Genomic DNA, 23,752 nt, shown 5'->3' on the forward strand with positions numbered 1-23,752 from the left:
TTCAGCCATTGGTTTCCGGTAGGGTTGCTTCTGCGCCATCGATTCCTTCCAGTTCTTCAAGCTCTTTCTCCGCTTCCCGCTCTGCCTGACTCAGCTTCAGCCCCTCACGATTGGAAAAATACAATCCGATCAGTGTCACTGGAATATATTGAGAAAGCTGGTAGTAAATGGAGGCTGCGAAAACATCTGCCTTTGAAACACCAAAGCCTTGCAGACTGACCCAGAAGCAAAACTGAACAATACCAAAGAACCCTGGCGTGGAAGGTACCGTCACACCGAACGCTGTTACCCCCAGCACCACAAGCGCTGCGAATGGCGTGACTTGAATATCAAAACTCCAGAGCGCAACGAAAATACTCAGCCCATTGATGGCCCACTGTGCAAAGGAGGTCCAGATGATTCCAAAACTCAGCCGCTTGCTTTTCATCGATGCCATTCCGAGAGCCCCCGATTGCATCATTTCCAAAACCAGATGCGTCAACTTCTCAGGCAGGAATCGCAAGTAACTGAAAATTTTACGAAACAGACCAATCACGGCATCGGTCCAGATCAGATAGGCGGCTACGACCAGGATCGTCACACAAATAACGAGTGCCATAACCAGACTGAGAGAGCGATATTCATCAGGAACATTCGGAGCAAAATAGACCCCAATTCCCAGAAAACACAAAATCGCCACGATATCAAACAACCGCTCGAGAACGACTGTCGAAAGGACGGTCGTCTTGGGGATCTGAAACTGTTTGCTCATCACATAGACCCGCAAAAACTCCCCCAGATGAGCAGGCAGGATGTTATTTCCCATAAATCCAATCATCATCGCCGGGGTAACCTGCCAGACGGAAAGATTTTTGACCGGCTCCAGCAGCATCCGCCAGCGCAATGCTTTAAGCCAGAAGAAGATATAGAGTAGTGCTAACATTACTGGCAAAGTCCAGTAGTTCGCACGTTTGAAACTTTGTTTGATCTGTTCAAGATCAATTCCCCAGACAGCTGCCAGCAGGCAGGTGACTGTGATGATGATTCCGATCACCAGCTTGATCAATTTTGATTTATTAATTTGAATCACTCCTGAAATAACACGGCAAGATTAATCGAATCTCGGAGTAGAATCGCATGAATTTGACTATCTCCTTTGCGGCCATCATACAGCAACCCAGTGAGTCCAGCTACGGAAACAAAAACCGCCAGACCTCTGAAACCTCCCATTTTCTCAAATTCGATGTACTTCTAACATGAATTTTTTACAATGTTTACAGCTTTGCAGTAAAACCTCTTGCCAACTTAATACGAGAATTTTATCCTTCTTCCCTCTTCGTATGTTTTGTCGAACTTTATTGATTCGATGAGCATCCGGGACTCTACCCCACTAAAGATTCCCGTTTGGATTTACAGGAATATTTTTCAAGGGATTGAACGTAAGGAGCTCATGGATGAGCATTTTAAAGATTTATTACCCCGAAAATACACACTGCGAGCCTGTTGTCTCGCAGGAAGAATCTTCTCCTATGATTCTTCCATTCCAGCGAAGTTACCCTAAGAAACCTCATTTTCTTAAACTGGAGAAAGAGGACTGGGTACTCAAGCGAGCACGCATTCTATTCCAGAATCAACAGTGCCCCGCTTGTAACAGTTCTTCTGTTGAGAAACTGGAATTACGCGATGGTTTACTCAACAGGAAGAACCGCCTGATTCCCGGCACCTCAACTGTGGTCGGTTTTCGATGCGAAAGCTGTGATACGGAATGGCCCGCCTGACTTTGCGGGAATTGAGCAAATCACATTACTGAGAAGTAGTTTTCGACCGCAAAGTCAAAAGCGTCTGGTGAAAGTTTCTTAGGCATTTCTTTGTAAACGCAGAAATTTTTCACCTGCAGTAACAGGTCGCGTGGCTGACAGGCACGGAACGGCCGATTGACGGCTTTGTAATGCGTGTCGACCAGATACTGGTATGACTTCTCGTCAAATTGAAAGCCCATCAACGGTGCCATCAACTCGAACAGCGCCCGAAATTCCTCTTCCGAAGGATCGAGGGCTTCGATCTTGTACGGAATCCGCCGCAAAAACGCAGCGTCAACAAGATCCTTCGGCTCCAGGTTCGTCGAAAAGATAATCAACTGGTCAAACGGAACCTGGATTTTCTTTCCACTGGGAAGGTTCAGAAAGTCGTATCGTTTTTCCAGAGGCACAATCCAGCGATTTAATAATTCGTCAACGGGCATTCTCTGTCGGCCAAAGTCATCAATCACGAATGTGCCGCAATTACTTTTCAACTGCAGGGGTGCTTCACAGATTTTGGTCTGCGGGTTTTGGGTGATCTCCAGTTCTTTCATGGTCAATTCACCCCCCGCAATCACGGTCGGACGCACAATCTGAACCCAGCGTGGGTCGACGCCTGATAAATCAAACAGCCCCTCTGAATTGTTTTCTTGAATGACCTCTTCATGCAATCCGGGATCAAAAATGCGAATGATATCCCCATCAATGCCCAGACAACGGGGCACCCAGATCGTTGACCCAAAGGCTTTGGTAATTCGTTCGGCAATACTGGTTTTTCCGTTACCGGCTTCACCGAATAGAAACATCCCCCGCCCTGAATTGACGGCAGGTCCCAGGCGATCCAGCATTTTCGGATTGATAATCAAATCGGAAAATGCTTCTTTCAAATCTGCTTCTGTTGCTTCCTGCTTGGCAATACTCTGGGCTTCCATTGCCTTCAGATAATCTTTGAAACAAACGGGAGCCGCACCGAAATAAGTACACTCTTGTGTATAGCGCCGGGCGCGCTCGCGCCCCAGTTCGGTAATCGTAAATTCATAGTCGCCCATTTCAGCCGTGCCACCATAGGCCACCAGTTGATCCTGCTTGGCACGTTTCAAAATGGGGTCGATAATCCCGAACGGAAGTTTAACCTGCTGACTGATTTGGCGCCCGGTCTGTGTTCCTTTGGCAAGCAGGTACTTTAGGATCAGGCGTTCGATTTCATCCTGGGTTAAGCCGGTGTCTTCTAGCGTTTCAGGGCATTGAGGAATAAAGCTTCCGTGTTGCTGCTCTTCAGCGTCGCCCTTCAAAAGTGACTGCACACGATTAAACAACTGGCTGAGGTGCTGATCTTTACCGATCACTCGCATTGGCTCAGAGACATCCGTTTCGCCGGAAAGCTGTTCCGCAGTTTTGATCGCCAACTCTTCCAGCGCAGCTTCGTTACTCGGATCGTCCGAATCACCATCACCGGTCAGATTCAGCATGCTGAGCGAAGCCAGCAATTCTTCGGTGTTGACAGCATTCGAGGCAGTTTTGCCCAGCTTCTCAGGATCACTGGTTTTGTCTAACAAACTTGAAAGATCGGATTCAGAGTCGTTCGCTGCCATGGTCGGTTCACAATCAATCAATTTGCACTGAAATAAACAGTTTGCATCACCTGAATAATATCGCACTGACAATAAAAGCCTGTCAGGAATGATCCAGATAAAATGCAGTGACATTTCATTTTCTTAGATGCAAGGAAACCTTAGGTCATATAACTCACAAGTCAAATCGATTCTGAACGACAACAGAAAGAACCAGCCCCCCTCTTTCAGTGCAGTCCCTCCCAGATGATCCTGTGAATACCCATTCAAGCCCGGGTATCGATCAGTCCGTTTATACCATTCTTCCCGATTAAGCATCGCAAAGAAGATGCGGCCGTTTATTTTTATGAACGATAGTGCGATCAAAGACTTACGATTTGACTTGATATCGCGGCGACCTAGATTCCTTCTGTAAGAGGTCCCATTCTCGAATGGGCAAGGTCTGTCTTCACCTACGTATCGGATTAACTATGTGCGGAATTGCGGGAATCATTCAGTCTGACCGACAACCAGTCCAACAGACCGAATTGCAGAACATGATTGAAACACTCAATCATCGTGGCCCGGATGCTTCAGGCGTCTCACCATTGGGCTCCGTCGGATTTGCACATAGCCGCTTAAGCATTGTCGACCTCACCGGCGGTTTGCAGCCAATGCAGTCCCCTGACGGAATGCTGACCGTCACCTTCAATGGTGAAATTTATAATCATATTGAACTCCGAGCACTGCTTTCGAGTAAAGGCTATCAGTTCCGTACTCATTCCGATACGGAAGTCATTCTGCATATGTATGCTGAATACGGACCCGAATGCGTTCAACAATTCAACGGCCAATGGGCCTTTGCCATTCATGATCAGAAACAACAGCTGGTGTTTCTGTCTCGAGATCGCATGGGAATCCGCCCGCTTGTTTATACGCAGACACCAGGTCGATTCCTGTTCGCCTCGGAAGTCAAAGCTCTCTTTGCTCTACCTGATGTCGAACGCAAGGTCGATCTGGCCGCGATGAACCAGCTGTTTACATTCTGGTCGCCTTTGCCGCCACGTACATTTTTTGAGGGTGTATCCGAACTCCCTCCCGCACACTCCATGATTGTCAAAAACGGTCAAATCAAGATCTGGCAATACTGGAATCTGGACTACAGCCCGAACGAAGAACATAGAAGCCTGGACGATTGGGCTGAAGAACTGCGGGCCTTGTTGATCAATGCTACCCAGCTTCGTTTACGGGCAGATGTCTCTGTCGGTGCCTACTTGAGTGGCGGGCTCGACTCGTCAGTCACAGCCGCCATCATTCGCAATTTCACCAATGCGCCGCTGAATACGTTCTCCGTAAACTTCAACGATAAAGACTACGACGAAAGCCAGTTTCAACAGGAAATGATCCGGGAACTGGGAACAGATCATCAGACCGTCTGCTGCTCTTACGAAGACATTGGTCGCATCTTCCCACAGGTAATTCAGCACACCGAAAAACCGGTCCTGCGAACGGCGCCCGCGCCGATGTACCTCTTGTCACGGCTGGTTAAAGAAAATCAATTCAAGGTTGTAATGACCGGCGAAGGGGCCGACGAAGTGCTCGGCGGGTACGACATATTCAAAGAGACCAAGATCAGACGTTTCTGGAGTCGTCAGCCCGATTCAAAAATTCGACCGTTGTTGTTGAAGCGACTCTACCCGTACATGAAAAATCTGCAGGCACAGTCCCCCGCTTATCTCAAAGCGTTTTTCAAAATCCGTGAGGATGAAATCAACAGCCCGTTCTTTTCACACCTGCCTCGCTGGGATTTAACCGCCAAGCTGAAAACATTTTTCAGCGATGACGTCAAACAGGAACTGGTCAACCAGGACCCGTTGACAGATTTTTCCGACCAGTTACCGGAACACTTTTCAAAATGGCCTTCCTTCTGTCAGGCACAATATCTCGAATCCATCAACCTGATGCCCGGCTACATTTTGTCTTCTCAGGGTGACCGGATGGCAATGGGCAATTCCATTGAAGGTCGCTTTCCGTTTCTGGATTACCGCGTCGTTGAATTCGCTGCTCGAATTCCCGTGCGATACAAAATGAACGGGCTCAACGAGAAATTTCTGCTCAAATACGCAATGCGCGACTTGATCCCCGATAGTATTCGGAAACGCCCCAAACAACCTTATCGCGCACCAGACGCACATAGTTTTATCGATACCGACAAACAGAAAGCCCGTTTCGAATATGTCGAACGGCTATTGTCACCCGAAAAGCTGAAAGAGAGTGGCCTGTTTCAACCAACAGCCGTCCAGCGCCTGGTCAAGAAAATTGAACAGGGACGCGCCATCGGCACGCGAGACAACATGGCACTGGTTGGCATTCTTTCCACACAACTGCTGGTGGAACAAATGATCCAGGGACAACCAGCACCTCAAGAAAACAAGCGCACTGAGAGTGCGGCGTTACAAACTTAACTGTTTACTGACACAAATAATCCTTAACTAATATCTACTACTTTAGAGGTAAGAAAATGAGCTCTGTCCAATCGATTCAATCTGATGTACGAAATTTTGTGGCTGACAATTTCCTGTTCGGCGAAGCCCCGGAATCACTCAACAACGATGATTCGTTTCTGGAAACAGGAATTATCGACTCAACAGGTGTCCTCGAACTGGTGGCCTTCATCGAAGACAGGTATTCCGTTGAAGTCGATGACGATGAACTGGTTCCTGAAAACCTGGATTCGATTGATCGTCTGATCAATTTCATTGAATCAAAACTCAAAGAATTAGCTTAAGTTCCGAAGGAGCAGGCCGTTGTTGCTGCAATCATTTTTAGAACAGAGTGCGCAAAATCATCCCGAGAAAGTCGCGCTGGTTGTCGACCAGAATCGCTATACGTACCTGGAACTCGAACAGCAGAGTAATCGCCTGGCACAGGCATTATTGCAGCGCGGACTCGAGCGTGGAGACCGGGTCGCTATCCATCTCGAAAATTCTCTGGAAGCTGCCGTCGCAATTTTCGCAGTGCTGAAAGCGGGCGGCGTGTTTGTGATGGTCAACCCCACCACCAAGATCGATAAATTAACGTACGTTCTGAATAACTGCCGTGCCCACGTTCTGATCATTCCGGAGAAGAAACGCAAAACGGTTTTCGAAAATTCCGATCTGTTACCACATTTGAAAAACGCAATTACGGTCGGAACAACTGCCGAATCACCAGAAGACAATGAACTGCAAATGCCCCGGTTTGATGCCTGGGATCAACTGCAGTCAGAATTCGCCGATCACATTTCACCGCCGGCAATCCCCACGATCAACATCGATCTGGCAGCCCTCGTTTACACATCCGGTTCCACCGGAAATCCCAAAGGGGTCATGCTAACTCACTTAAATATGACCTCGGCGGCACGTTCCATTACGACCTACTTAATGAACGAGCCTTCGGACATCATTCTGAATGTGCTCCCGCTCTCCTTCGATTATGGCTTGTACCAACTACTGATGGCGTTTCGCGTGGGCGCGACACTGGTTCTCGAAAAATCATTCACATACCCACATGCGGTCCTGCAGAAAATCATCAGCGAACGTGTCACCGGCTTTCCGCTGGTTCCCACGATGTCTGCCATTCTGTTGAAAATGGATCTCTCGAAATACGATTTTTCGAAGCTGCGATACATCACTAATACAGGAGCCGCCTTACCTACGGAACACATTCTCACCTTCCGCAAACGACTGCCCCACGTACAGATATTTTCGATGTACGGTCTCACCGAATGCAAACGGGTCTCGTACCTTCCTCTGGATCAGGTTGATACCAGAACTGACTCGGTAGGCATCGCCATGCCCGATACCGAAGTTTTCATCGTGGACGATGAAGGACACCGTCTGCCGCCGGAACATGTTGGCGAACTGGTCGTCCGCGGCGCGAATGTCATGAAGGGTTACTGGGAAGCTCCCGAACAGACCGCAGAGCGTTTAAAACCAGCCGATTTACCAAACGAAATGCTACTCTATACCGGCGATTTATTCCGCATGGACCGGGAAGGATATCTCTACTTTGTCGGCAGACGTGATGACATCATCAAAAGCCGTGGTGAAAAAGTCAGCCCCAAGGAAGTCGAGAATGTCCTGTTCACACACGAGAAAATTTCAGAAGCCGCCGTCATCGGAGATCCTGATCCGGTCTTAGGAGAATCCATTCGTGCCATCGTCACCCTGATGCCGGGAGAGAAACTGACTGAAAAAGAAGTCCTCGCTTACTGCCGAAAACATTTGGAAGATTTCATGGTGCCGCAAAAAATCGAGTTTCGGGATGAACTCCCCAAATCTCCGAACGGCAAGATCGATAAAAAACAACTCACACTTCCCTGAAGTGAGAGAGGCAAAACGAACAACGTTATAACCAACAATCAGACGATTTGCTGAACGACTCTGTCAGCGAATAAGGAGAATAGAGAAAGATGATCACTCAGACGAAAACCTTCAGCCCTGAATTATTAAACCTCGATTGTGCAGCTGAAACAGACCGTATCGTCAATTGGATGCAGGAAACGGTTCGCAAAACAATGCGCAAAAAAGGCGCCGTGCTGGGTTTGTCCGGCGGAATCGACAGTAGCGTGGTCACAGCGTTGTGCGTCCGCGCATTCGGAGCCGACCGCGTCCTGGGAATCATGATGCCCGAACACGATACAAAAGATGAAAGTCTGACCTACGGTCAACTGCTGGCAGATCATTTTAACGTCGAAGCCATCGTCGAAAACATCTCACCGATGCTACAGGGAGCAGGCTGCTACGAGCGCCGCGATGCCGCCATCAAACAGGTCATACCGGAATATCAGCCGAACTGGAAATCAAAAATTGTTCTGCCTAACCTGCTCAAGGAGGGCGGCTATCGCGTCTTCTCTGTCGTTGTGCAAACCCCCTCGGGAGAATTCATCAAAAAACGACTCCCATTGTCCGCTTATCAAACCATCGTCGCCGCGACCAACTTTAAACAACGTTGCCGTAAAATGATGGAATACTATCATGCCGACCGTTTGAACTACGCCGTCCCGGGGACACCGAATCGGCTCGAATACGATCAAGGCTTCTTTGTGAAAAACGGCGATGGTGCAGCCGATTTGAAACCGATTGCGCACCTCTATAAATCACAGGTGTATCAGCTCGCCGCCTACCTGGACGTTCCTGAAGTCATTCGCATGCGGCCTCCCACAACCGACACCTACTCTCTGGAACAGTCTCAGGAAGAATTCTTCTTCGCTGTCTCTTATGACAAACTGGACTGCTGTCTCTACGGACTAAACCACGGCTTTCCAGCTGCAGATGTCGCAGCAGGAATTGGGCTTCCCACAGAACAGGTTGAATTGGTTTACGGTGATATCGAATCCAAACGCAAAGCGGCTCGTTATTTACACATGCCGCCACAGCTGATTGATTCCGTATCCAAACATGCCGAAGCTTAGTGTGCTCCCAAGCCGTCAAGAAATCGAACAGGAAACAGAATCGTGAGTAAAAGAGAACTCCTGGCAAAAGCACTGGACTGGTCTGGTTTCAATAAACTGGCTCGTTCGACTCATCTCTGGAATGGACTGATTGTCTTGAATTACCACCGGGTCGGTGAAGCCAATCAGTCACTCTTTGACCATGATCTCTGGAGCGCTTCTGTCGAAGGCTTCGAACAGCAGGTACGTTTCCTCAGCCTGAACTTTGATCTGATCCGCATTCGTGATCTGGACGACCTTTGGAATCGGAAGAAAGGGCGCCACGTTCTGATTACCTTCGACGACGGTTATCTCGATAACTATGAATGTGCCTTTCCCATTCTGAAGTCTTATAACTCTCCCGCCACGTTCTTTCTGACAACAGGCTTCCTGGATGAAAGAAAAGTAGCCTGGTGGGACGAAATCTCCTGGATGGTGCACAGTGCGACACAAACATCATTACCTGAAAATTCCTGGACAGGCGACGCTGTCTCTCTGAATGAAGACGACTACGATCAGTCAATCAAAAGACTGCTCAGCGTCTACAAAAAATTATCGGGGGAGAAAACCGAAGCCTATCTGAACTTTCTGGCAGAGCAAACCGGCGCCGGACGCTGCCCGCAGGAGATCGCAAACCAGATCTGGATGACCTGGGACATGGTCCGGGAAATGAATGACGCCGGCATGGATTTCGGCGGCCATACTGTCAACCATCCCATTCTGGCAAACCATTCGGAAGAACAACAGCGATTTGAAATTGCACACTGCAAACAGAGAATTGAAACGGAACTCAACGATTCGATCTCTGCCTTCAGCTACCCGGTCGGGGGCAAAGACTGCTTCGATCAACGAACAAGAGACTGCCTGAAGCAGACCGGTTATCGCTGGGGCTTCAGTTATTACGGCGGCTACTCCCAACTCGGCACACCTGACAATTGGGATATCCCGCGGATCGCCGTGGAATCCGAAGAACCAGCAACTCTCTTTCGTGCCGCCATCTCACTCCCACAAGTCTTTTGCTGAATCGGTATGTACATAAAGTACGTTGCACTGCATCCTTTCCAGACAGGAATCTCTCGTTCCAGCCTCTCCTTTCGTGATATTTTCTGAGAATTTGTGATCCTGTAGTCCAGTTGGTTGACGATTCTGATTGAATTTGCGATAACAGCGGACCGCTTTAAAGGTTGTGGTACGCGCAGCAATGTGATGGATATCATGATCCTGACTGCTATATCTAGTCTGATCCTCTTGGCATTTTGACTGTAAACTATTATGTAAGAATAGTTTACTATGATCAGGCTCTAATAATAATTCTTTGCCGTTCATCAAGTACACAGTACGGCAGCTTGTGATTAATGTGGGAGAAAGTCTGAATGGGTCGTTACACAGGACCAAAAGGACGGGTTAACCGTCGTTTAGGAGCTTTGGTTTTCGAAGACGCAGGTGCAACACGCGCATTGGACCAGCGAAATCTTCCGCCAGGAATGTCACAGCGTCGTCGCAAGGCCTCTAACTACGGTCTCGCCTTGATCGAAAAGCAGAAGATCAAATTCTATTACGGTCTGCGTGAGCGTCAGTTACGTCGCTACTTCGATAAAGCCCGCCGCATCAAAGGTAACACCGGGGAAGCGTTGCTGATTCTCTGCGAGCAACGTCTCGATAACGTTGTCTGCCGTGCCGGATTTGCTCAAACTCGTCCTCAGGCCCGACAGGGTATCGTACACTCACACTTCCAGTTGAACGGCGTGACTGTCAACAAGCCATCCATCTGGGTTAAACCCGGTGATGTCATTACTGTTCGAAATCGACCGAATCTCAAAAAGCTCTATAGTGAGCTGGTTGATTCTGGCCGTCCCGGATGCCCCTGGATTTCGCTGGACAAAAAAGCCTTGGCTGCCAACGTGGTCACTGCTCCAAGCTTTGAAGACGTCAGCCTGCCGGTAGACGTGGGTCAGGTTGTGGCACTGATCTCCCGCTAAGGGAATCTCAAAAAATCAATTCAACACTCCGAAAAGCGTTATGGCTTTTCGGAGTGTTTTTTATTTACCTTCATTAATATCTCCCCCTCTGGGGTGAGAATTCATTTGTGAAACGTTATTGTAATAAACTGACCTCGGGTCAGAACGACCTGAATTCGAACGCAGTAACCGCCGTGGTTTCTGAAATCAATATCGGCCTTGAAACATAGAGGCATAGTTATGGCGACGGAACGTCGAAAAGCCGTCCTGCTGTTTGGTGCTCCCGGAGTTGGTAAAGGAACTCAGGGCAGAATCCTCGGTCAAATTCCCGGTTTTTTCCACCTCTCCAGCGGGGACGTCTTTCGTTCGATCGACATTGAATCGCCCGAAGGTCAGGAAATCTATAAATACAGTTCGCGAGGGGAACTCGTTCCCGATGATCTCAGTATCCGGATCTGGAAACAGGGACTCGATGCCCGCGCCACGCTCTCAATGTATAAGCCAAGAAAAGACATTCTGATTCTCGACGGAATTCCCCGAAATGTCGAGCAGTCAAAAATTCTGGAACAACACATTGAAGTCCTCAAAGTTCTGCACTTAACCTGTAGCGACGAAGAGGAAATGATTCACCGCATCCGTCATCGTGCGATTCGGGAAAACCGGGCCGACGATGCCAATGAAAGCGTCATCCGACGCCGCTTCGAGATCTATCGCGAAGAATCATCCCTGGTTCTTAGCTGCTACCCCGAAGAGATCATTGCACACATTGACGCCATCGGCTCACCGGCGGGCGTCCTGCTTGCCTGCCTGGAACAGTTGGTTCCCGTTCAGGATGCCCACTTCCGAGGCGAATAAAACACAAACGACCAGAACGGATACCACAACGAACAACACAATCAATTGACCAGAAAGGCGCGCTCATGGCCGGTTTTAATCTTGGATGCCACTCGTATCTGAATCGAACACGGATCTCTTGTCTCAGTCTTCTAGTCCTCTTGATCGCCGCAGCTTCTGTTCCCCCCGCGACCGCAGCTACCCGACCAGCCAAACAGCATCCCAACTTCGTAGTCATCTTTACCGACGACCAAGGTTATCAGGATGTCGGCGTCTTCGGCTCTCCCAATATCAAAACTCCCAATCTCGACCAGATGGCAAAAGACGGCGTTCGCTTTACTGACTTTTACGCCGCCCAGGCCGTCTGCTCTGCGTCCCGATCGGCTCTGTTAACCGGCTGTTATCCGAATCGGATCGGAATCCAGGGCGCACTCGGCCCGCAATCCAAAATCGGCATCAACGCCGAAGAAACGACCATCGCCGAAGTCGTCAAACCATTGGGTTACGCCACCGCGATTTATGGAAAATGGCACCTCGGTCATCTCCCCGAATTCCTCCCCACCCGGCACGGCTTCGATGAATATTTCGGGCTCCCCTACTCCAACGACATGTGGCCCTTTCATCCCACCGCCGGCAAACGTTTTCCCGATCTACCGCTGATCGAAAATGAAACCGTCATCAACCCCAAAGTCACCGGCAAAGAACAGGCCCAGCTCACCACCTGGTACACCGAACACGCCGTCTCGTTCATCAACAAAAATCATGACCGACCGTTTTTCCTCTACGTCCCGCACTCCATGCCTCACGTCCCCCTGTTCGTCAGCGATAAATTCAAAGGCAAATCCGAACAGGGACTCTACGGCGATGTGATCATGGAAATCGACTGGTCTGTCGGTCAGATCCGGCAAGCTCTCAAAGAGAACGGCCTCGAAGACAACACACTGGTCATCTTCACCTCTGACAATGGCCCCTGGCTCTCCTACGGCGATCACGCCGGCTCGGCTCTACCGCTCCGCGAAGGGAAGGGAACAGCCTGGGACGGCGGACAACGTGAACCCTGCATCATGGCCTGGCCCGGACAGATCCCTGCAGGCACCGTCTGCAACCAGCCAGCCATGACCATCGATCTCCTGCCCACCATCGCATATCTCTCCGGCGGAAAAGTTCCCACGGATCGCATTATCGACGGCAAAAATATCTGGCCTCTGATGAGCGGCGAAAAAGGAGCCAGGTCGCCTCACGACGCCCTGCTTTTTTACTGGGGCGGTCATTTGAACGCCGTCCGTAGCGGCGACTGGAAACTGCACTTTCCTCATCCCTATCGCAGCCTGAAAGACAAACCCGGTTCCGGCGGTACCCCCGGCCCCTACATACAAAAGAAAACCGGTCTCGCTCTGTATGATCTCAAAAACGATATCAGCGAAAGCAAAAACGTCGCCGACCAGCACCCCGACGTTGTCAAACGCCTGACCGCGCTCGCAGAACAGGCCCGCGACGATCTCGGCGACACCGGCACCAAACGCAAAGGCAAAAACAACCGCCAACCCGGCCGCGTGGACTGATTACCGTTTTCTACGATTAACCTTCTGTCATCTCTGCTTCAATCACATTCCCGGCAAAGCTTTCGTAAGCGGCACCCACCTGCCGGGCCATCGAATCGGGAAAGTCGAAAAACGAGCCCGCTTTGAGCGCCGCTACAATGCCATATGCAACCAGTTCCGGTGGCTCCGCGATTTCATCAAACCCGGCCGTATGCCCCATGTCTGTGGCGATCGGCCCCGGATGCACGCTCACGACCAGAGTCCCCTGCTCCTTGAGCAAATCCTTTAAGCCTTGTGTCACCGAATACGAGGCGGACTTGGACGCACAATACGTCGTAAAATCGGTGAAGTTCGTCAGGGACGCGACCGAATTCAACTGCACCAGCGCTCCGCCACCGTTGGCTTTCAACACCGGCGCGAATACCTGCGCCACGCGAATCAGACCATAGACGTTCACATCCATTTCGAACTTCAGCGATTCAATCGCATCAGCCGACAGCGGGGTCGCCGCCTTCAGCACTCCCGCATTATTCACCACCAGTGACACATCGCTGGCCACTTCCGCCGCTTTCTGAATCAGTTCCGGCTTCGTCAAATCAAATTCCAGCGGCACTACGCGTTCCCCGTATTCTTCCGTCAGCCCAGAAGCCGACGAAGTATCCCGCACCGCCGCATACACTTTTGAAGCCCCTTCTTTCAGCAACGCCTCAACTATCGCTTTGCCGATGCCCCGATTCGCGCCCGTCACCATTGCCGCCTGTCCCTCAATTTCATAGCCCATGTTCCACTCCTTATATCTGAATTTACGTTTCTCCACTTGCAGGAGAACCAGTTGCTGAGCAACGGCAACATTGTAGGGGGCGACTTCAACCAGACAAGTCGCGATCCGAATTCACGGTACATCTTCCAACCCGAGAGAGCCATTTGTTCCTGCTGACAAACAGTTTCAACGAGATAAAAAATGAAGTGAAGTCAGGTCGACACTTTAGAAACCCTATTCAATCACTTCCGCTGCAAAGCTCTGATAGGCGGCCCCCATCGTCTCTGCCATTGAGCCGGCAAACTGATGAAACTGTCCTGATTTTATTGCCGCCACAACCGCATCGGCAACCAACTCCGGCGGATCAGCTACTTCGAAGCCGGCATCGTCTCCCATATCCGTCGCAGTGGGCCCCGGGTGAATGCTGATTACAGTCGTTCCCTGATCTGCCAGAATCTGTTTCAATGCCTGCGTCACCGAATAGGCGGCTGCTTTGGAAGCACAATAAGTCGTAAACTCCGGCACATTTTTCAGTGAAGCAATCGAATTCACCTGCACCAGCATCCCCCCGCCGTTCGCTTTCAATACCGGAGCAAACGCCTGCACAACCCGAATCAATCCATACACGTTCGTATCAATTTCATACTGTAGTGCCTCAATCACATCCGCATCTAGAGCTGAAGTCTTGGTGAGTACGCCCGCGTTATTGACAACCAGCGTTACATCACTGGCCACTTCAGCCACTTTGTTGATCAACTCCGGCTTCGTCAAATCCAGTTCCAAAGGAACAACGCGATCCCCATACACTCCAGTGAGCGCAGCCACCGATTCAGGCTTTCGCACAGCCGCATAGACTTTCGCGGCCCCTTCTTTCAGAAACGCTTCCAGAATCGATTTACCAATCCCTCGATTTGCCCCCGTTACCAAAGCCACTTGCCCCTGAATCTCGCCGCCCACTTCAGACTCCTTTCATCAAATTGAAAAGTCTTGTTCATTTTTGTTTTGAATCAACGATGCCAAGTGCAATTCGAATCCCCGATTGAACTACGGCATCCGAATCTTGATTCGCTCTCAGAGCTGCAATCGCCCGATTGACTTCTTTAGAGTAAGGTGGTTTCACATCCATGAGCATCGTTCCCATTGTCTGTGTAGTGACCCGCCGCACTTCCACGTTCTCATCTGCTAACAGAGAAGTCAATTCTTCCACAACCTGAACCGCTTGTCCGTCACGACGGTCTGTTTCAAAAACAGCTTTCCAGCGGACACCAGGATCAGGGTCTGACATTTTAGTCCGCAGTTGATCGATCGTAAATGTCGAATAATCAACGGGTGGTTCAGACTGACAGCCCAGAACCAGCAGTAATAAAAGTAAACTACGATACATGCCTTTTCACCTTTCGCCGACTTAGTTAGTCCATCACTTCCGTAGCCAAGATGATCAAGCCGCATCGATTGGTCCCTGCCTCACGAAAGTTTCCCAGCAGTCGTTCTCCTCGTTCCTCATCGGAATAAGTTAATCTAAATTTGACCGATTGGTCGGGTAATAACATCTGTTTCTCTTTACCCAGGCAACACCAGCCGACGTTCGATTTTCGCCAGAGCCCCCGCCTGAAGATCTCCTGATATAACTGGATATGATCCCGAAAAGTTCCATAATACTCCAGGGGTGTTTTTCCCGTGTTTTTCACAACAACATGCACCTCGTCCTTTACTTTCTTTCTCGACACAATCGAGGGACGATTCTTCAAGGGAAGAGTGTCCTTAAACAGCTCTCGACGCCAGGCAGGATCCGGTGCCTGCTCGGGAGGAATGGTCAAACGAACCCGTTGATCCTCCGCAGCAGCACCTGAAGTCAAACAGAACGAAAACAACAGAATCAGAAGACTTTTGATCGCAATCATCTTACGCCTCCGTGGATCTCCATTAAGGTCCGCTTTTCACAGACGGGCGCACCGCATCACAGTCATGATTGGCAATCCACACCGCCAGATCTCGAAATGTCTGTAGCTCTGGTGGCAGCGGGTTGGACCAGTAACAACAGAGTGAAATAACGCGCCACATGGTATAGGCAGAGAGAATGGTGACTGTCAGAAAGAGATAGTCACCATTCGGAAGAAAAATCACGAATGCAACGAATAGAGCCAGAAAAAACATCAGACAGCCACAACCTTCTAATAGAAACCAGAATGATTTCAGATCCGTCAGTTTAGCTCCTGAGCGCCATTGTAATTCGCCCCAGAACTTTTCCAGCTGTCTGCCACGAAACGCATCCAGAATTTTAGTTGAGGGAGTCACGCGACAGGTGGCGGAAAAAAACTTGCCCGACAACTCTTCAAGCCCGTAAAAGGCGCCGGCAGGGCCGCACGCACGGTCAATCACTGTTACTGGTTGAAACCTAATGTAGGGCGCACGCTCTGCAATGAATTCAACCAGTGCCTTGAACGTCAGATTCTGCCCCACCTGTTCTACCCATTCTTCTTCCGATTGATAACCACAGTCGACCCCAAAGAACGCTTTCCACTCCTTCGGGGAACATTCGAAATGAAACAGGCACTCAATGACATAACTAAAGTCTGCAAAATCGAATGCGTTCCATTCATTGATGTCCTTGAGGTATTGATCGATTCTACGATCAAGATCGGTCATAGGATCTAATGCTTCGTCGTCATCAAGTCCCAAAGTATCCACCAGACAATCTGCAAGGAGCGGCATAATCTGCTTTTCAGAATATCTGAGCTGACTCATAAAAACTCCTCTCAGTTATTAATGGGACTACTGTTCGCAGGAATCCGTATCGCGTCACCATCATGGCCTGCAATCCAGACTGCCAGATCGCGAAACGTCTGAAGTTCTGGCGGCAGTGGATCTGAACGGTGAGTGTAGAGGGAATTAATAAACCAGGTTGTAATTACATACAGAACTGCGCCAAGCAAGATGTAAAAGTTCCCTGTTAAGAACACCATGGGGAAGGCGATCAACAGACCCCAGAAGGCAATCATGCAGCCCCAATTCGTGAGAAATCCCCAGTGTCTCGAAAGCTGAGGCAGCCGCACCTCTGATCTCCAGCTGAGTTGACTCCAGAACGAATTCAGCTGATAACCACGAAACGCGTCAATGATGTTTGCACTCGGCGTCACCTGACATTTCGCTGAAATCAGCTGATTTGAAATCTGCTCGATGCCATAAAACACACCCGCCGGTCGGCACTCTTTGTTGATCACCATCACGGGCTCAAAGGAAACCGTATTCACGGCCCGCTTCTGAAGAAATCGTGCCAGTACACCAAACGTTAACTGCGGCGCGATCTCGTTTTTCCATACTTTAAGATTAGGCGTTTCTGGAAACCCCAACTCTTCATACAGCTCTTTACGCGAAATCTTGATGTCGAACAATTTTTCCAGACGGAAAATAATATCAAGCAGATCAACCGGGGCCCTTAAATGATCCTCTTTCATATACAAATCAATGCGTGTCTCAGCATCAAAGGGACGCTCTGTTCCCATCGCATCACACCAGCATTCAAAAATGCCGGTCAGAATCTGCTTTTCCGTAAATTGCTTCTCCGTCATCGAAGTCCCCTTTCGACAAGCGACAGTAAAATGATTCGCAAGAGCTTCATCTCATTAATTCAAATCATAAAAGATATCACCCGCCGATGACAGAAAATCTTCATCCCTGGCCCAAAATCGGGATTTTTTGATTTCACTCTTCGTTCTCCTGATGCACAATATGAAGATTTGATGCAGGTTTGATGAACCCGCATTTTGACGCTTGAGTGAATTGTGAACCAAACTCACAATGATCCAACCATTTTAGAAGTCTTCTGTATGTGAAGATTCCAACCGCTTAACTCCCTGAAAAGGATACACCGATTATGTTCGCGAACCGGGCCTCGCTGATTCGGATGCTCATACTGCTATTGATCTGGGAATGCGCTCCCCTTGAACTCCAAGCCTGTACCACAGCCGTCATCAGCGGGAAAGCGACTGCCGACGGTCGTCCTCTGCTCTGGAAGAACCGCGACACGTCCAACATTCATAACGAAGTCATTCTGCTGACTAAAGGGCCGCTTCGCGCTGTTGCCGTTGTCAATGCGGGCGCTCGCAAGTCGGCATGGATGGGTATGAACGAAGCCGGCTTCTGCATCGAAAATTCGTTGAGCAAAGACCTCAGTATCAAAGGCAAGAAATCAGGACCCGCCAATGGTCGCTTCATGAAACAGGCACTGGAAACCTGTAAGACGGTAGCCGACTTCAAAAAGTTGCTTGATGAAACCAATGAGACTGGCCGCCGCACCCTTTCCAATTTCGGCGTGATTGATGCACAGGGCGGCGCCGCCCTGTTTGAGACCGGCCCCAGCAGCTATACCATGTTCAACGCCAACGACCCCAAAATAGCACCCCACGGCTATATCGTCCGTTCCAACTTCGCGACCACCGCCCGCGATTTCCCCGCCAATCCGACGCCCGAACAGCTCGGAAAAATCTACTCCGCCGAACGGTATTCGCAGGCCTGTTCCCGGCTCGACCTGCAAAAATCAAAAGGCATCACCGTCGACTATCTCATTCGCAATTTGACGCGAGATCTCTCCAGTAAAACAGGCACCCCCTGGCCCGGCACCGTGAATGGCTCGAAACAAAAACTGCCCGCCATCATCAAGACCAACAACACTATCAGCCGCACGACCACTGTTTCTGCCGCCGTCTTTCAGGGCGTGAAACCGGGAGAAGATCCAAGCCTTGCCACGATGTGGACCATCCTCGGGGATCCCAGTTTTTCCATCGCCGTCCCCTGTTGGGTCGAAGTGCAGGAAGTCGCCGATCCTCTCGCCGACGACAAAGGAGCTGAGCTCGGCGAGATCGCCATCACGCTGCGTGCCTGGAGCAAAACCGACGACGGCAAAGGCATCAAAACCGAATACCTGCCCGGCATCTGGTCCGATCTCTGGCCCGTTGAAGACAAAATCCTGAAACTCACCCAAGCGTTTCAACGGGGACGTCATGAGCATGGTTATTCTGCCGATGCCGTCACCCGCTTTCATCAGAAAATGGCGTCGCTCGCCATGGCGGCGATGCAACAAGAGCTCCGCGATATGAAGCAGGCCGCACTCGCTCTGCCAACGCCACCCGCGCCTCGGTTTGCTCCGGTCAAAAAGACAATCGTGATCCCCTGACCTCGAATTCTTATAAAAGGATTTGGTATTAATGCACCATTTCAAGTTTCTACTGTCCCAGTTATTCGTCCTCAGTTTACTGATTCTTCCCTGTTCGGCTGTTGCCGAGGAAGCCAAACCTGAGACGAAACTGGTTCGTGTGGCTGTGTTTGATTACGACGGGAAAGAATCGAACGGACCACGAAACCTGAAACGCATCCTGACACCCGAGCATGGCTTCTCTTTTCAAGTCATCACTGCTAAGGAAATACGGAACGGCTCCCTCAAGGATTTTGACGTCCTCATCATGCCCGGCGGCAGTGGCGGAAAACAGGCGAAGACCCTGAATCCGGAAGGCCGCGAAGCAGTCCGTATATTTGTCAAAAACGGAGGCGGCTACGTCGGCATCTGCGCCGGTGCGTATCTTGCCTCTTCGCATTACGACTGGTCGCTCGATCTGATCAACGCCCGTGTCTGGGATCGTTCACATTGGAAACGCGGCCAGAAAAAGGTCGCCATCCAACTCACTCCGGCCGGTCAGGACGTCCTCAGTAAAACCCAATCGAAATTCAAGATCTACTATTCGAACGGCCCCTTACTCGTCCCTGACAATCAACCCGATCTCCCCGGCTACGAAGTCCTCGCCCACTTTGAAACGGAAGTCGCTCGAAACGGTGCCCCCGCTGAAGCGATGATCGGCACACACGCCATCATTCGCTCCCAATTCGGCTCCGGTCGCGTCATCTGTTTCAGCCCTCACGCCGAAGTCAAAAACGGCCCCCATTCCCTGATCGCCTCGGGCATCTACTGGGCGGCGAATTCTGAATAACGACGGTCAGTTTCATGCTCATCCATTCGCTCTTTGTCTAAGATTTGCCCAATCCACTTCCCGATCTTCAGCTTGACACGTTCCTGAATCGAACGAAACTATGCGGAGATAACGTCGCGCGTGCGAGGCACGAATTTCTCGTTTGCTCGCATTTCCTGTTCTTGACTCGACTTAGTGAAATTATCATTCAGGAGCCTCAATTGATGCAACAACTGGTTTCGAATGCATGGGAGAGTCGTTTCACCCAACAAATAGAGAGTATACTCGATATCACCGGCCCGCCCCAGTTCACTCTGAGCAGTACGCTAAAAGGGAGCTTTCGGAGCGTTTCAAAGGAACTTCCTGAGAGGATGCCGAGTCATCCCAAGACTTCATGGCCCCTTCATAAGCGTTTGATTTGGTACTCATTCTGAAGTCAGCATACTAACAGTTGCCCCTTTGTCGCAGATGGGGAGAATCAAACGCGTGCAACAACTCACGACTCAGAAATCCCAGATCGAAAGCCACACGCGATTGTGTTCCGGATCGAAAATCAATCCATTCCTCGCGTGTGGGTCTGATGTCTTTCCTGATTAAAATGAATCTCCTGCGTTCACTTATTCTGTCTCGCTTTTGCCTCTTCGTTTGACATTCACAAGTCGCACGACATCCCCGATCGTCTGAATTTGATCATAGTCGTTATCTGGAATCACGATATCATACTCATCCTCTAATTTCATCACGAGTTCAACCAGGTCCAGGGAATCTAGAGAATCACCATCCAACTCTGCAAATCGGGAATCTACTGTGATCGAAGATGCCGTAGTGCCGAGCGCATCTAGTGAATAGTTTGTGAGTGAATTGACAAGTTCCGTAGAGAACCAGAGCAGACAACCACATTGAGGACAAGGCGCATCGTTTGCCGGGTCAGAAAACTCAATCCTGACACTAGCCCCACATACGGGACAATTACTGGGAAATCCTTCAGGGGTGCGGGAAGAAACTGTCATAGCCGTTTCCAATCCATTTATAATCGGCTTCCATACCAACTGCTGTTCACAACATAAATCATAATTGACAATTGGAATCACTCAGATTCATTGGAACTCGTTGCAGGCTTGGATTCGCTTTGATCCGGGCTGCTCGAAAATTCCGGATGCAGCAGTTTCTTGAAATCAACGAACACAATTTTTGTATCTCCCACCATGATATGCCCGGCTTTCAGTCCTTGGGAAGCACCCGAGAAATACTGTTCTAATTTGGAAAGCGGTACGGTAGGAACCCCCTGCTGTGTTTCAATCAGCAGAATACTTCCCCGGGCTTGTGGCAGATGTTTGTCGTAATCCGTATTGAAGGAAAGTTTCACAGTCCATCCTTCGCGTTGCGCCATCGTCTGCAGCATTTGATAATAAGGGGCATTCCCAATGATAAAACACTTGTGTTCCAGTTTGACGGCAGCCACCTCGTCGGTGGGAAGCAGACTCGCGTCGAGTTTCGTAAAATACTCCCGCGTTTGCTGTTTCCACTCATCCCACTGCAGCGACATGATCATTGCTTTGGGATCATTCCCTTTATGATAAGCAAAACGATTTCCAGGTAAGATTCGAGACTGGGGAGAATAACCCGGATAAATCTTGCGTGCCCCCGGATCGAGCAAGACCCACTGTTTGTCGAGATAAACTTCGAGAAAGACATGTCCCGACCAGGATTGAAACGGCCGCCCCTGTTTCAGATCCCAGATCCACGGTACATCCATCGTCTTCACCCAGACGGTCGGAATGCTGGCACTTTTTAAAAGCACGCCACACACAATCGCATAATCGGCACACCCACCATAACAACCTTCTTTGACGACGGAATCATAGTTTCTCCATTGATACGCTTCATCGGCCTTGTACTTGAGTGTCCCCGTCATCCAATCCAGTACATTCAGGACAGTCTTGCGATCACTGGTGCCTTTCAACTCCAACGCCTGAGCGGCAATCTCTGCCTGATTGCCCAGGGAATCGGGAACTACGAGATACTTTGAAGGAGTTGCGTAGTCAATCGCATCAAAGACCGGCTCGGATGCAAACGCAGTCGAGCTCAACAGCATCAGACAGACCAGTGATCGCCACATTGGAATACTCCTTTGATCAAGAAAAGAATCAGACTCGCTTATTGTCCTGATGCCACTGTCTATTTAGCCCCCTGCATCGCCTCCAGGTACATTCGATAACCTTCAAGCTCTTCATCAGTCACGGGTACCTGTTTGATGAACACAGGGTTGTCTTGTAAAAAACCTTCCTTTGCGATTGGAAAATGTCCAATCCCGATACCAGCCGGGTCATTGAGACCTCCAAGCGTAAGCACCGCAGGATCAACGTCTGCTGGTTTCGCTGTGAATTTATTGGCGTAGCTACGAATATGCACGCTCATATCATCTACTGCAAGCACCTTCATAACAGAAAAAGTACCTTCCTTGTTCTGCGAATAGTACAGTCCGCCAACAACAATTTCCGGTGATGAATCATTTTTTTCGTTTTCGGAATGAGACGAGGAGCACCCGTATAACAAACACAGAATCGCGAGAATGATTATCGGTTGAAGCTGCTTCATCTATTTCTTCCTGATTACCTATCCAAGAAAATGTCCGGATAATTTTTATTACCCGGACATTTTTCATAACTTTTGTTTCAACTGGTAATAGCCAGAAGTTCTTAAACCTACTTCACACGCACCAGCTTCATCAGCCGGCCGGAGACATTCCAGTCCTGCACATACAGGTTGCCGTCTTTGTCCCAGTACGATCCGTGGGTGCCGCTGAAGATGCCTTCGCGCCATTTATCCTGAGGAACGTTGAAACTGCCGCGGGTCTTGGGATCTTCATTATTCCCCAGCACGGCGACAATCGTGTTGCTCTTGTCCAGAATCACCAATCGACCATGCAGGTCCGGCACAGAGACATAATCTCCCTGAATCGCAACAGAAGTCGGCATCCCCAGTCCGGTGATGACTTCTTCGATGAAGTTGCCGTCCAGATCGTAATGCAGCAGGCGGCCTTTCGGCTTGTGGTTCCGGTCGCAAATTAACAGTCGCGGCGGATTGTATCGCGTATCCAGCGTCATGCCGTGGGCGGTGTTGAATTCCTTCATCCCGTTGCCCTTCTTGCCGAAGTGCGACAGATACTTGCCGTTCTTGTCGAACTTGAAAATATAATTGCTCGCGTATCCGTCCGATAGAATAATATCGCCATTTGGTGCAACGGTGATCGCCGTGGGTGCGAACTTCTTCAGATCAAGCCCCGATTCTTTCGGGAACGGCAGCTTGAGAATCATCTCCCCTGTCAACGCATTGAACTTGATTCCTTCCGCGTTCGCATTCCGCGCCCCATAAATGAACTCGCCATCCGCTTCGTCGCGAATTTCCATGTCATGAATATTGGAATATTCAGGCCCCAGAAAACGGCGTACGACTTTTCCGTCGGGCGAAAATACCACCACGCCAATCCGGGCACTTGTGTAAATGTTGCCCGCTTTGTCGATCACCACGCCGCCATGCGTCGGCCCTAATACAGAACGGCCCTGCTCATCAAAGCCCCAGCCGGGTACCGTATCAAAGGTCATGATTCCACTGCCCATTCGCACCGGAGCCACCTCCTCCGCCGCAAACCCTGGCACCGCCAGACAAAACACAACAGCCGCCGCAATCGAACACAAGCACTTCTTCATAATCCGGGTTCCTGTTTATTAATCATCTAGATTGAAAAGTCAGCCTTTCTTGCATCGCCCCATTCAATATAAGGCGAATCACTCTAGTATCCAGCACCCCACCACACTTTGCAACCAGCGGGGACAAAAAGCCGTTTCCAATACTTCCCGAGTCAGCAACTATTCACTTTCCGCCTCAAAAAACGCTG

General features: G+C 49.9%; 23 protein-coding genes. 11 read left to right on the plus strand and 12 right to left on the minus strand.

Features of this window, described 5'->3' with window-relative positions:
- Position 1: 1 nt before the first annotated feature.
- Entirely contained in the window at positions 2–1,069 is a 1,068-nt protein-coding gene (locus Enr17x_RS22950) for a lysylphosphatidylglycerol synthase transmembrane domain-containing protein (protein ID WP_198000755.1), read from the minus strand.
- 364 nt (positions 1,070–1,433) lie between these two features.
- On the opposite strand from Enr17x_RS22950, the gene Enr17x_RS22955 reads away from it, so the two are divergent.
- Positions 1,434–1,757 carry a hypothetical protein gene (locus Enr17x_RS22955; RefSeq protein ID WP_145312018.1) on the plus strand — a complete coding sequence of 108 codons (324 nt, stop codon included), beginning with the start codon at positions 1,434–1,436 and terminating at the stop codon, positions 1,755–1,757.
- 20 nt (positions 1,758–1,777) lie between these two features.
- Here the strand turns inward: Enr17x_RS22955 and Enr17x_RS22960 are convergent, their stop codons facing one another.
- A complete protein-coding gene (locus Enr17x_RS22960) occupies positions 1,778–3,370 on the minus strand; it encodes a P-loop NTPase family protein (RefSeq protein WP_145312019.1) in 1,593 nt (530 codons plus the stop codon).
- Positions 3,371–3,819: 449 nt separating this feature from the next.
- Between Enr17x_RS22960 and asnB the strand changes: the two genes are divergently transcribed.
- The 8 genes from asnB to Enr17x_RS23000 all read left to right on the plus strand — a co-directional run bounded on the left by asnB (position 3,820) and on the right by Enr17x_RS23000 (position 13,155).
- Positions 3,820–5,793 carry an asparagine synthase (glutamine-hydrolyzing) gene (gene asnB / locus Enr17x_RS22965; RefSeq protein ID WP_145312020.1) on the plus strand — a complete coding sequence of 658 codons (1,974 nt, stop codon included), beginning with the start codon at positions 3,820–3,822 and terminating at the stop codon, positions 5,791–5,793.
- Positions 5,794–5,849: 56 nt separating this feature from the next.
- A complete protein-coding gene (locus tag Enr17x_RS22970) occupies positions 5,850–6,116 on the plus strand; it encodes an acyl carrier protein (protein ID WP_145312021.1) in 267 nt (88 codons plus the stop codon).
- A 19-nt stretch (positions 6,117–6,135) separates the two neighbouring features.
- A complete protein-coding gene (locus tag Enr17x_RS22975; RefSeq protein WP_232100824.1) occupies positions 6,136–7,692 on the plus strand; it encodes a class I adenylate-forming enzyme family protein in 1,557 nt (518 codons plus the stop codon).
- Between the two features lie 89 nt (positions 7,693–7,781).
- Positions 7,782–8,783: an NAD(+) synthase gene (gene nadE, locus Enr17x_RS22980; protein ID WP_145312022.1), complete on the plus strand. Its 1,002-nt coding sequence runs from the start codon at positions 7,782–7,784 to the stop codon at positions 8,781–8,783.
- Positions 8,784–8,825: 42 nt separating this feature from the next.
- The gene (locus Enr17x_RS22985) at positions 8,826–9,824 is read left to right on the plus strand and encodes a polysaccharide deacetylase family protein (RefSeq protein ID WP_232100825.1); all 999 of its coding nucleotides are present in this window, start codon (positions 8,826–8,828) and stop codon (positions 9,822–9,824) included.
- A 350-nt stretch (positions 9,825–10,174) separates the two neighbouring features.
- Positions 10,175–10,780 carry a 30S ribosomal protein S4 gene (gene rpsD / locus Enr17x_RS22990; RefSeq protein ID WP_145312023.1) on the plus strand — a complete coding sequence of 202 codons (606 nt, stop codon included), beginning with the start codon at positions 10,175–10,177 and terminating at the stop codon, positions 10,778–10,780.
- A gap of 219 nt (positions 10,781–10,999) precedes the next feature.
- Positions 11,000–11,614, plus strand: coding sequence for an adenylate kinase family protein (locus Enr17x_RS22995; protein ID WP_145220194.1), 615 nt, complete (start codon positions 11,000–11,002; stop codon positions 11,612–11,614).
- 65 nt (positions 11,615–11,679) lie between these two features.
- A complete protein-coding gene (locus Enr17x_RS23000; RefSeq protein WP_232100826.1) occupies positions 11,680–13,155 on the plus strand; it encodes a sulfatase family protein in 1,476 nt (491 codons plus the stop codon).
- Between the two features lie 16 nt (positions 13,156–13,171).
- Here the strand turns inward: Enr17x_RS23000 and Enr17x_RS23005 are convergent, their stop codons facing one another.
- From Enr17x_RS23005 to Enr17x_RS23030, 6 genes are all read right to left on the minus strand, one after another.
- Positions 13,172–13,915, minus strand: coding sequence for an SDR family oxidoreductase (locus tag Enr17x_RS23005; RefSeq protein WP_145312024.1), 744 nt, complete (start codon positions 13,913–13,915; stop codon positions 13,172–13,174).
- A gap of 213 nt (positions 13,916–14,128) precedes the next feature.
- Positions 14,129–14,851 (minus strand): SDR family oxidoreductase, encoded by a 723-nt coding sequence (locus Enr17x_RS23010; RefSeq protein WP_145312025.1) that lies wholly within the window; start codon positions 14,849–14,851, stop codon positions 14,129–14,131.
- A 34-nt stretch (positions 14,852–14,885) separates the two neighbouring features.
- Positions 14,886–15,278 (minus strand): HEAT repeat domain-containing protein, encoded by a 393-nt coding sequence (locus Enr17x_RS23015; protein WP_145312026.1) that lies wholly within the window; start codon positions 15,276–15,278, stop codon positions 14,886–14,888.
- A 25-nt stretch (positions 15,279–15,303) separates the two neighbouring features.
- Entirely contained in the window at positions 15,304–15,795 is a 492-nt protein-coding gene (locus tag Enr17x_RS23020) for a hypothetical protein (RefSeq protein WP_145312027.1), read from the minus strand.
- Positions 15,796–15,817: 22 nt separating this feature from the next.
- Complete coding sequence (locus tag Enr17x_RS23025) at positions 15,818–16,639, minus strand: hypothetical protein (protein ID WP_145312028.1); 822 nt, start codon at positions 16,637–16,639, stop codon at positions 15,818–15,820.
- A gap of 11 nt (positions 16,640–16,650) precedes the next feature.
- The gene (locus Enr17x_RS23030; protein ID WP_145312029.1) at positions 16,651–17,463 is read right to left on the minus strand and encodes a hypothetical protein; all 813 of its coding nucleotides are present in this window, start codon (positions 17,461–17,463) and stop codon (positions 16,651–16,653) included.
- Positions 17,464–17,768: 305 nt separating this feature from the next.
- Between Enr17x_RS23030 and Enr17x_RS23035 the strand changes: the two genes are divergently transcribed.
- Together Enr17x_RS23035 and Enr17x_RS23040 are read left to right on the plus strand one after the other, a co-directional pair.
- Positions 17,769–19,067 carry a carcinine hydrolase/isopenicillin-N N-acyltransferase family protein gene (locus Enr17x_RS23035; protein ID WP_145312030.1) on the plus strand — a complete coding sequence of 433 codons (1,299 nt, stop codon included), beginning with the start codon at positions 17,769–17,771 and terminating at the stop codon, positions 19,065–19,067.
- A 31-nt stretch (positions 19,068–19,098) separates the two neighbouring features.
- Positions 19,099–19,875 carry a BPL-N domain-containing protein gene (locus tag Enr17x_RS23040; protein WP_145312031.1) on the plus strand — a complete coding sequence of 259 codons (777 nt, stop codon included), beginning with the start codon at positions 19,099–19,101 and terminating at the stop codon, positions 19,873–19,875.
- Between the two features lie 596 nt (positions 19,876–20,471).
- Here the strand turns inward: Enr17x_RS23040 and Enr17x_RS30285 are convergent.
- The 4 genes from Enr17x_RS30285 to Enr17x_RS23060 form a co-directional block, all read right to left on the minus strand.
- A complete protein-coding gene (locus tag Enr17x_RS30285) occupies positions 20,472–20,864 on the minus strand; it encodes a phosphopantetheine-binding protein (RefSeq protein WP_145312032.1) in 393 nt (130 codons plus the stop codon).
- A 77-nt stretch (positions 20,865–20,941) separates the two neighbouring features.
- A complete protein-coding gene (locus Enr17x_RS23050) occupies positions 20,942–21,973 on the minus strand; it encodes a transglutaminase-like domain-containing protein (protein ID WP_145312033.1) in 1,032 nt (343 codons plus the stop codon).
- Between the two features lie 59 nt (positions 21,974–22,032).
- Positions 22,033–22,452, minus strand: coding sequence for a hypothetical protein (locus Enr17x_RS23055; protein WP_145312034.1), 420 nt, complete (start codon positions 22,450–22,452; stop codon positions 22,033–22,035).
- Between the two features lie 107 nt (positions 22,453–22,559).
- Positions 22,560–23,564: a 6-bladed beta-propeller gene (locus Enr17x_RS23060; protein ID WP_145312035.1), complete on the minus strand. Its 1,005-nt coding sequence runs from the start codon at positions 23,562–23,564 to the stop codon at positions 22,560–22,562.
- Between the last annotated feature and the right edge of the window lie 188 nt (positions 23,565–23,752).

This window comes from Gimesia fumaroli, assembly GCF_007754425.1.
GTDB classification, from domain to species: Bacteria; Planctomycetota; Planctomycetia; order Planctomycetales; family Planctomycetaceae; genus Gimesia; species Gimesia fumaroli.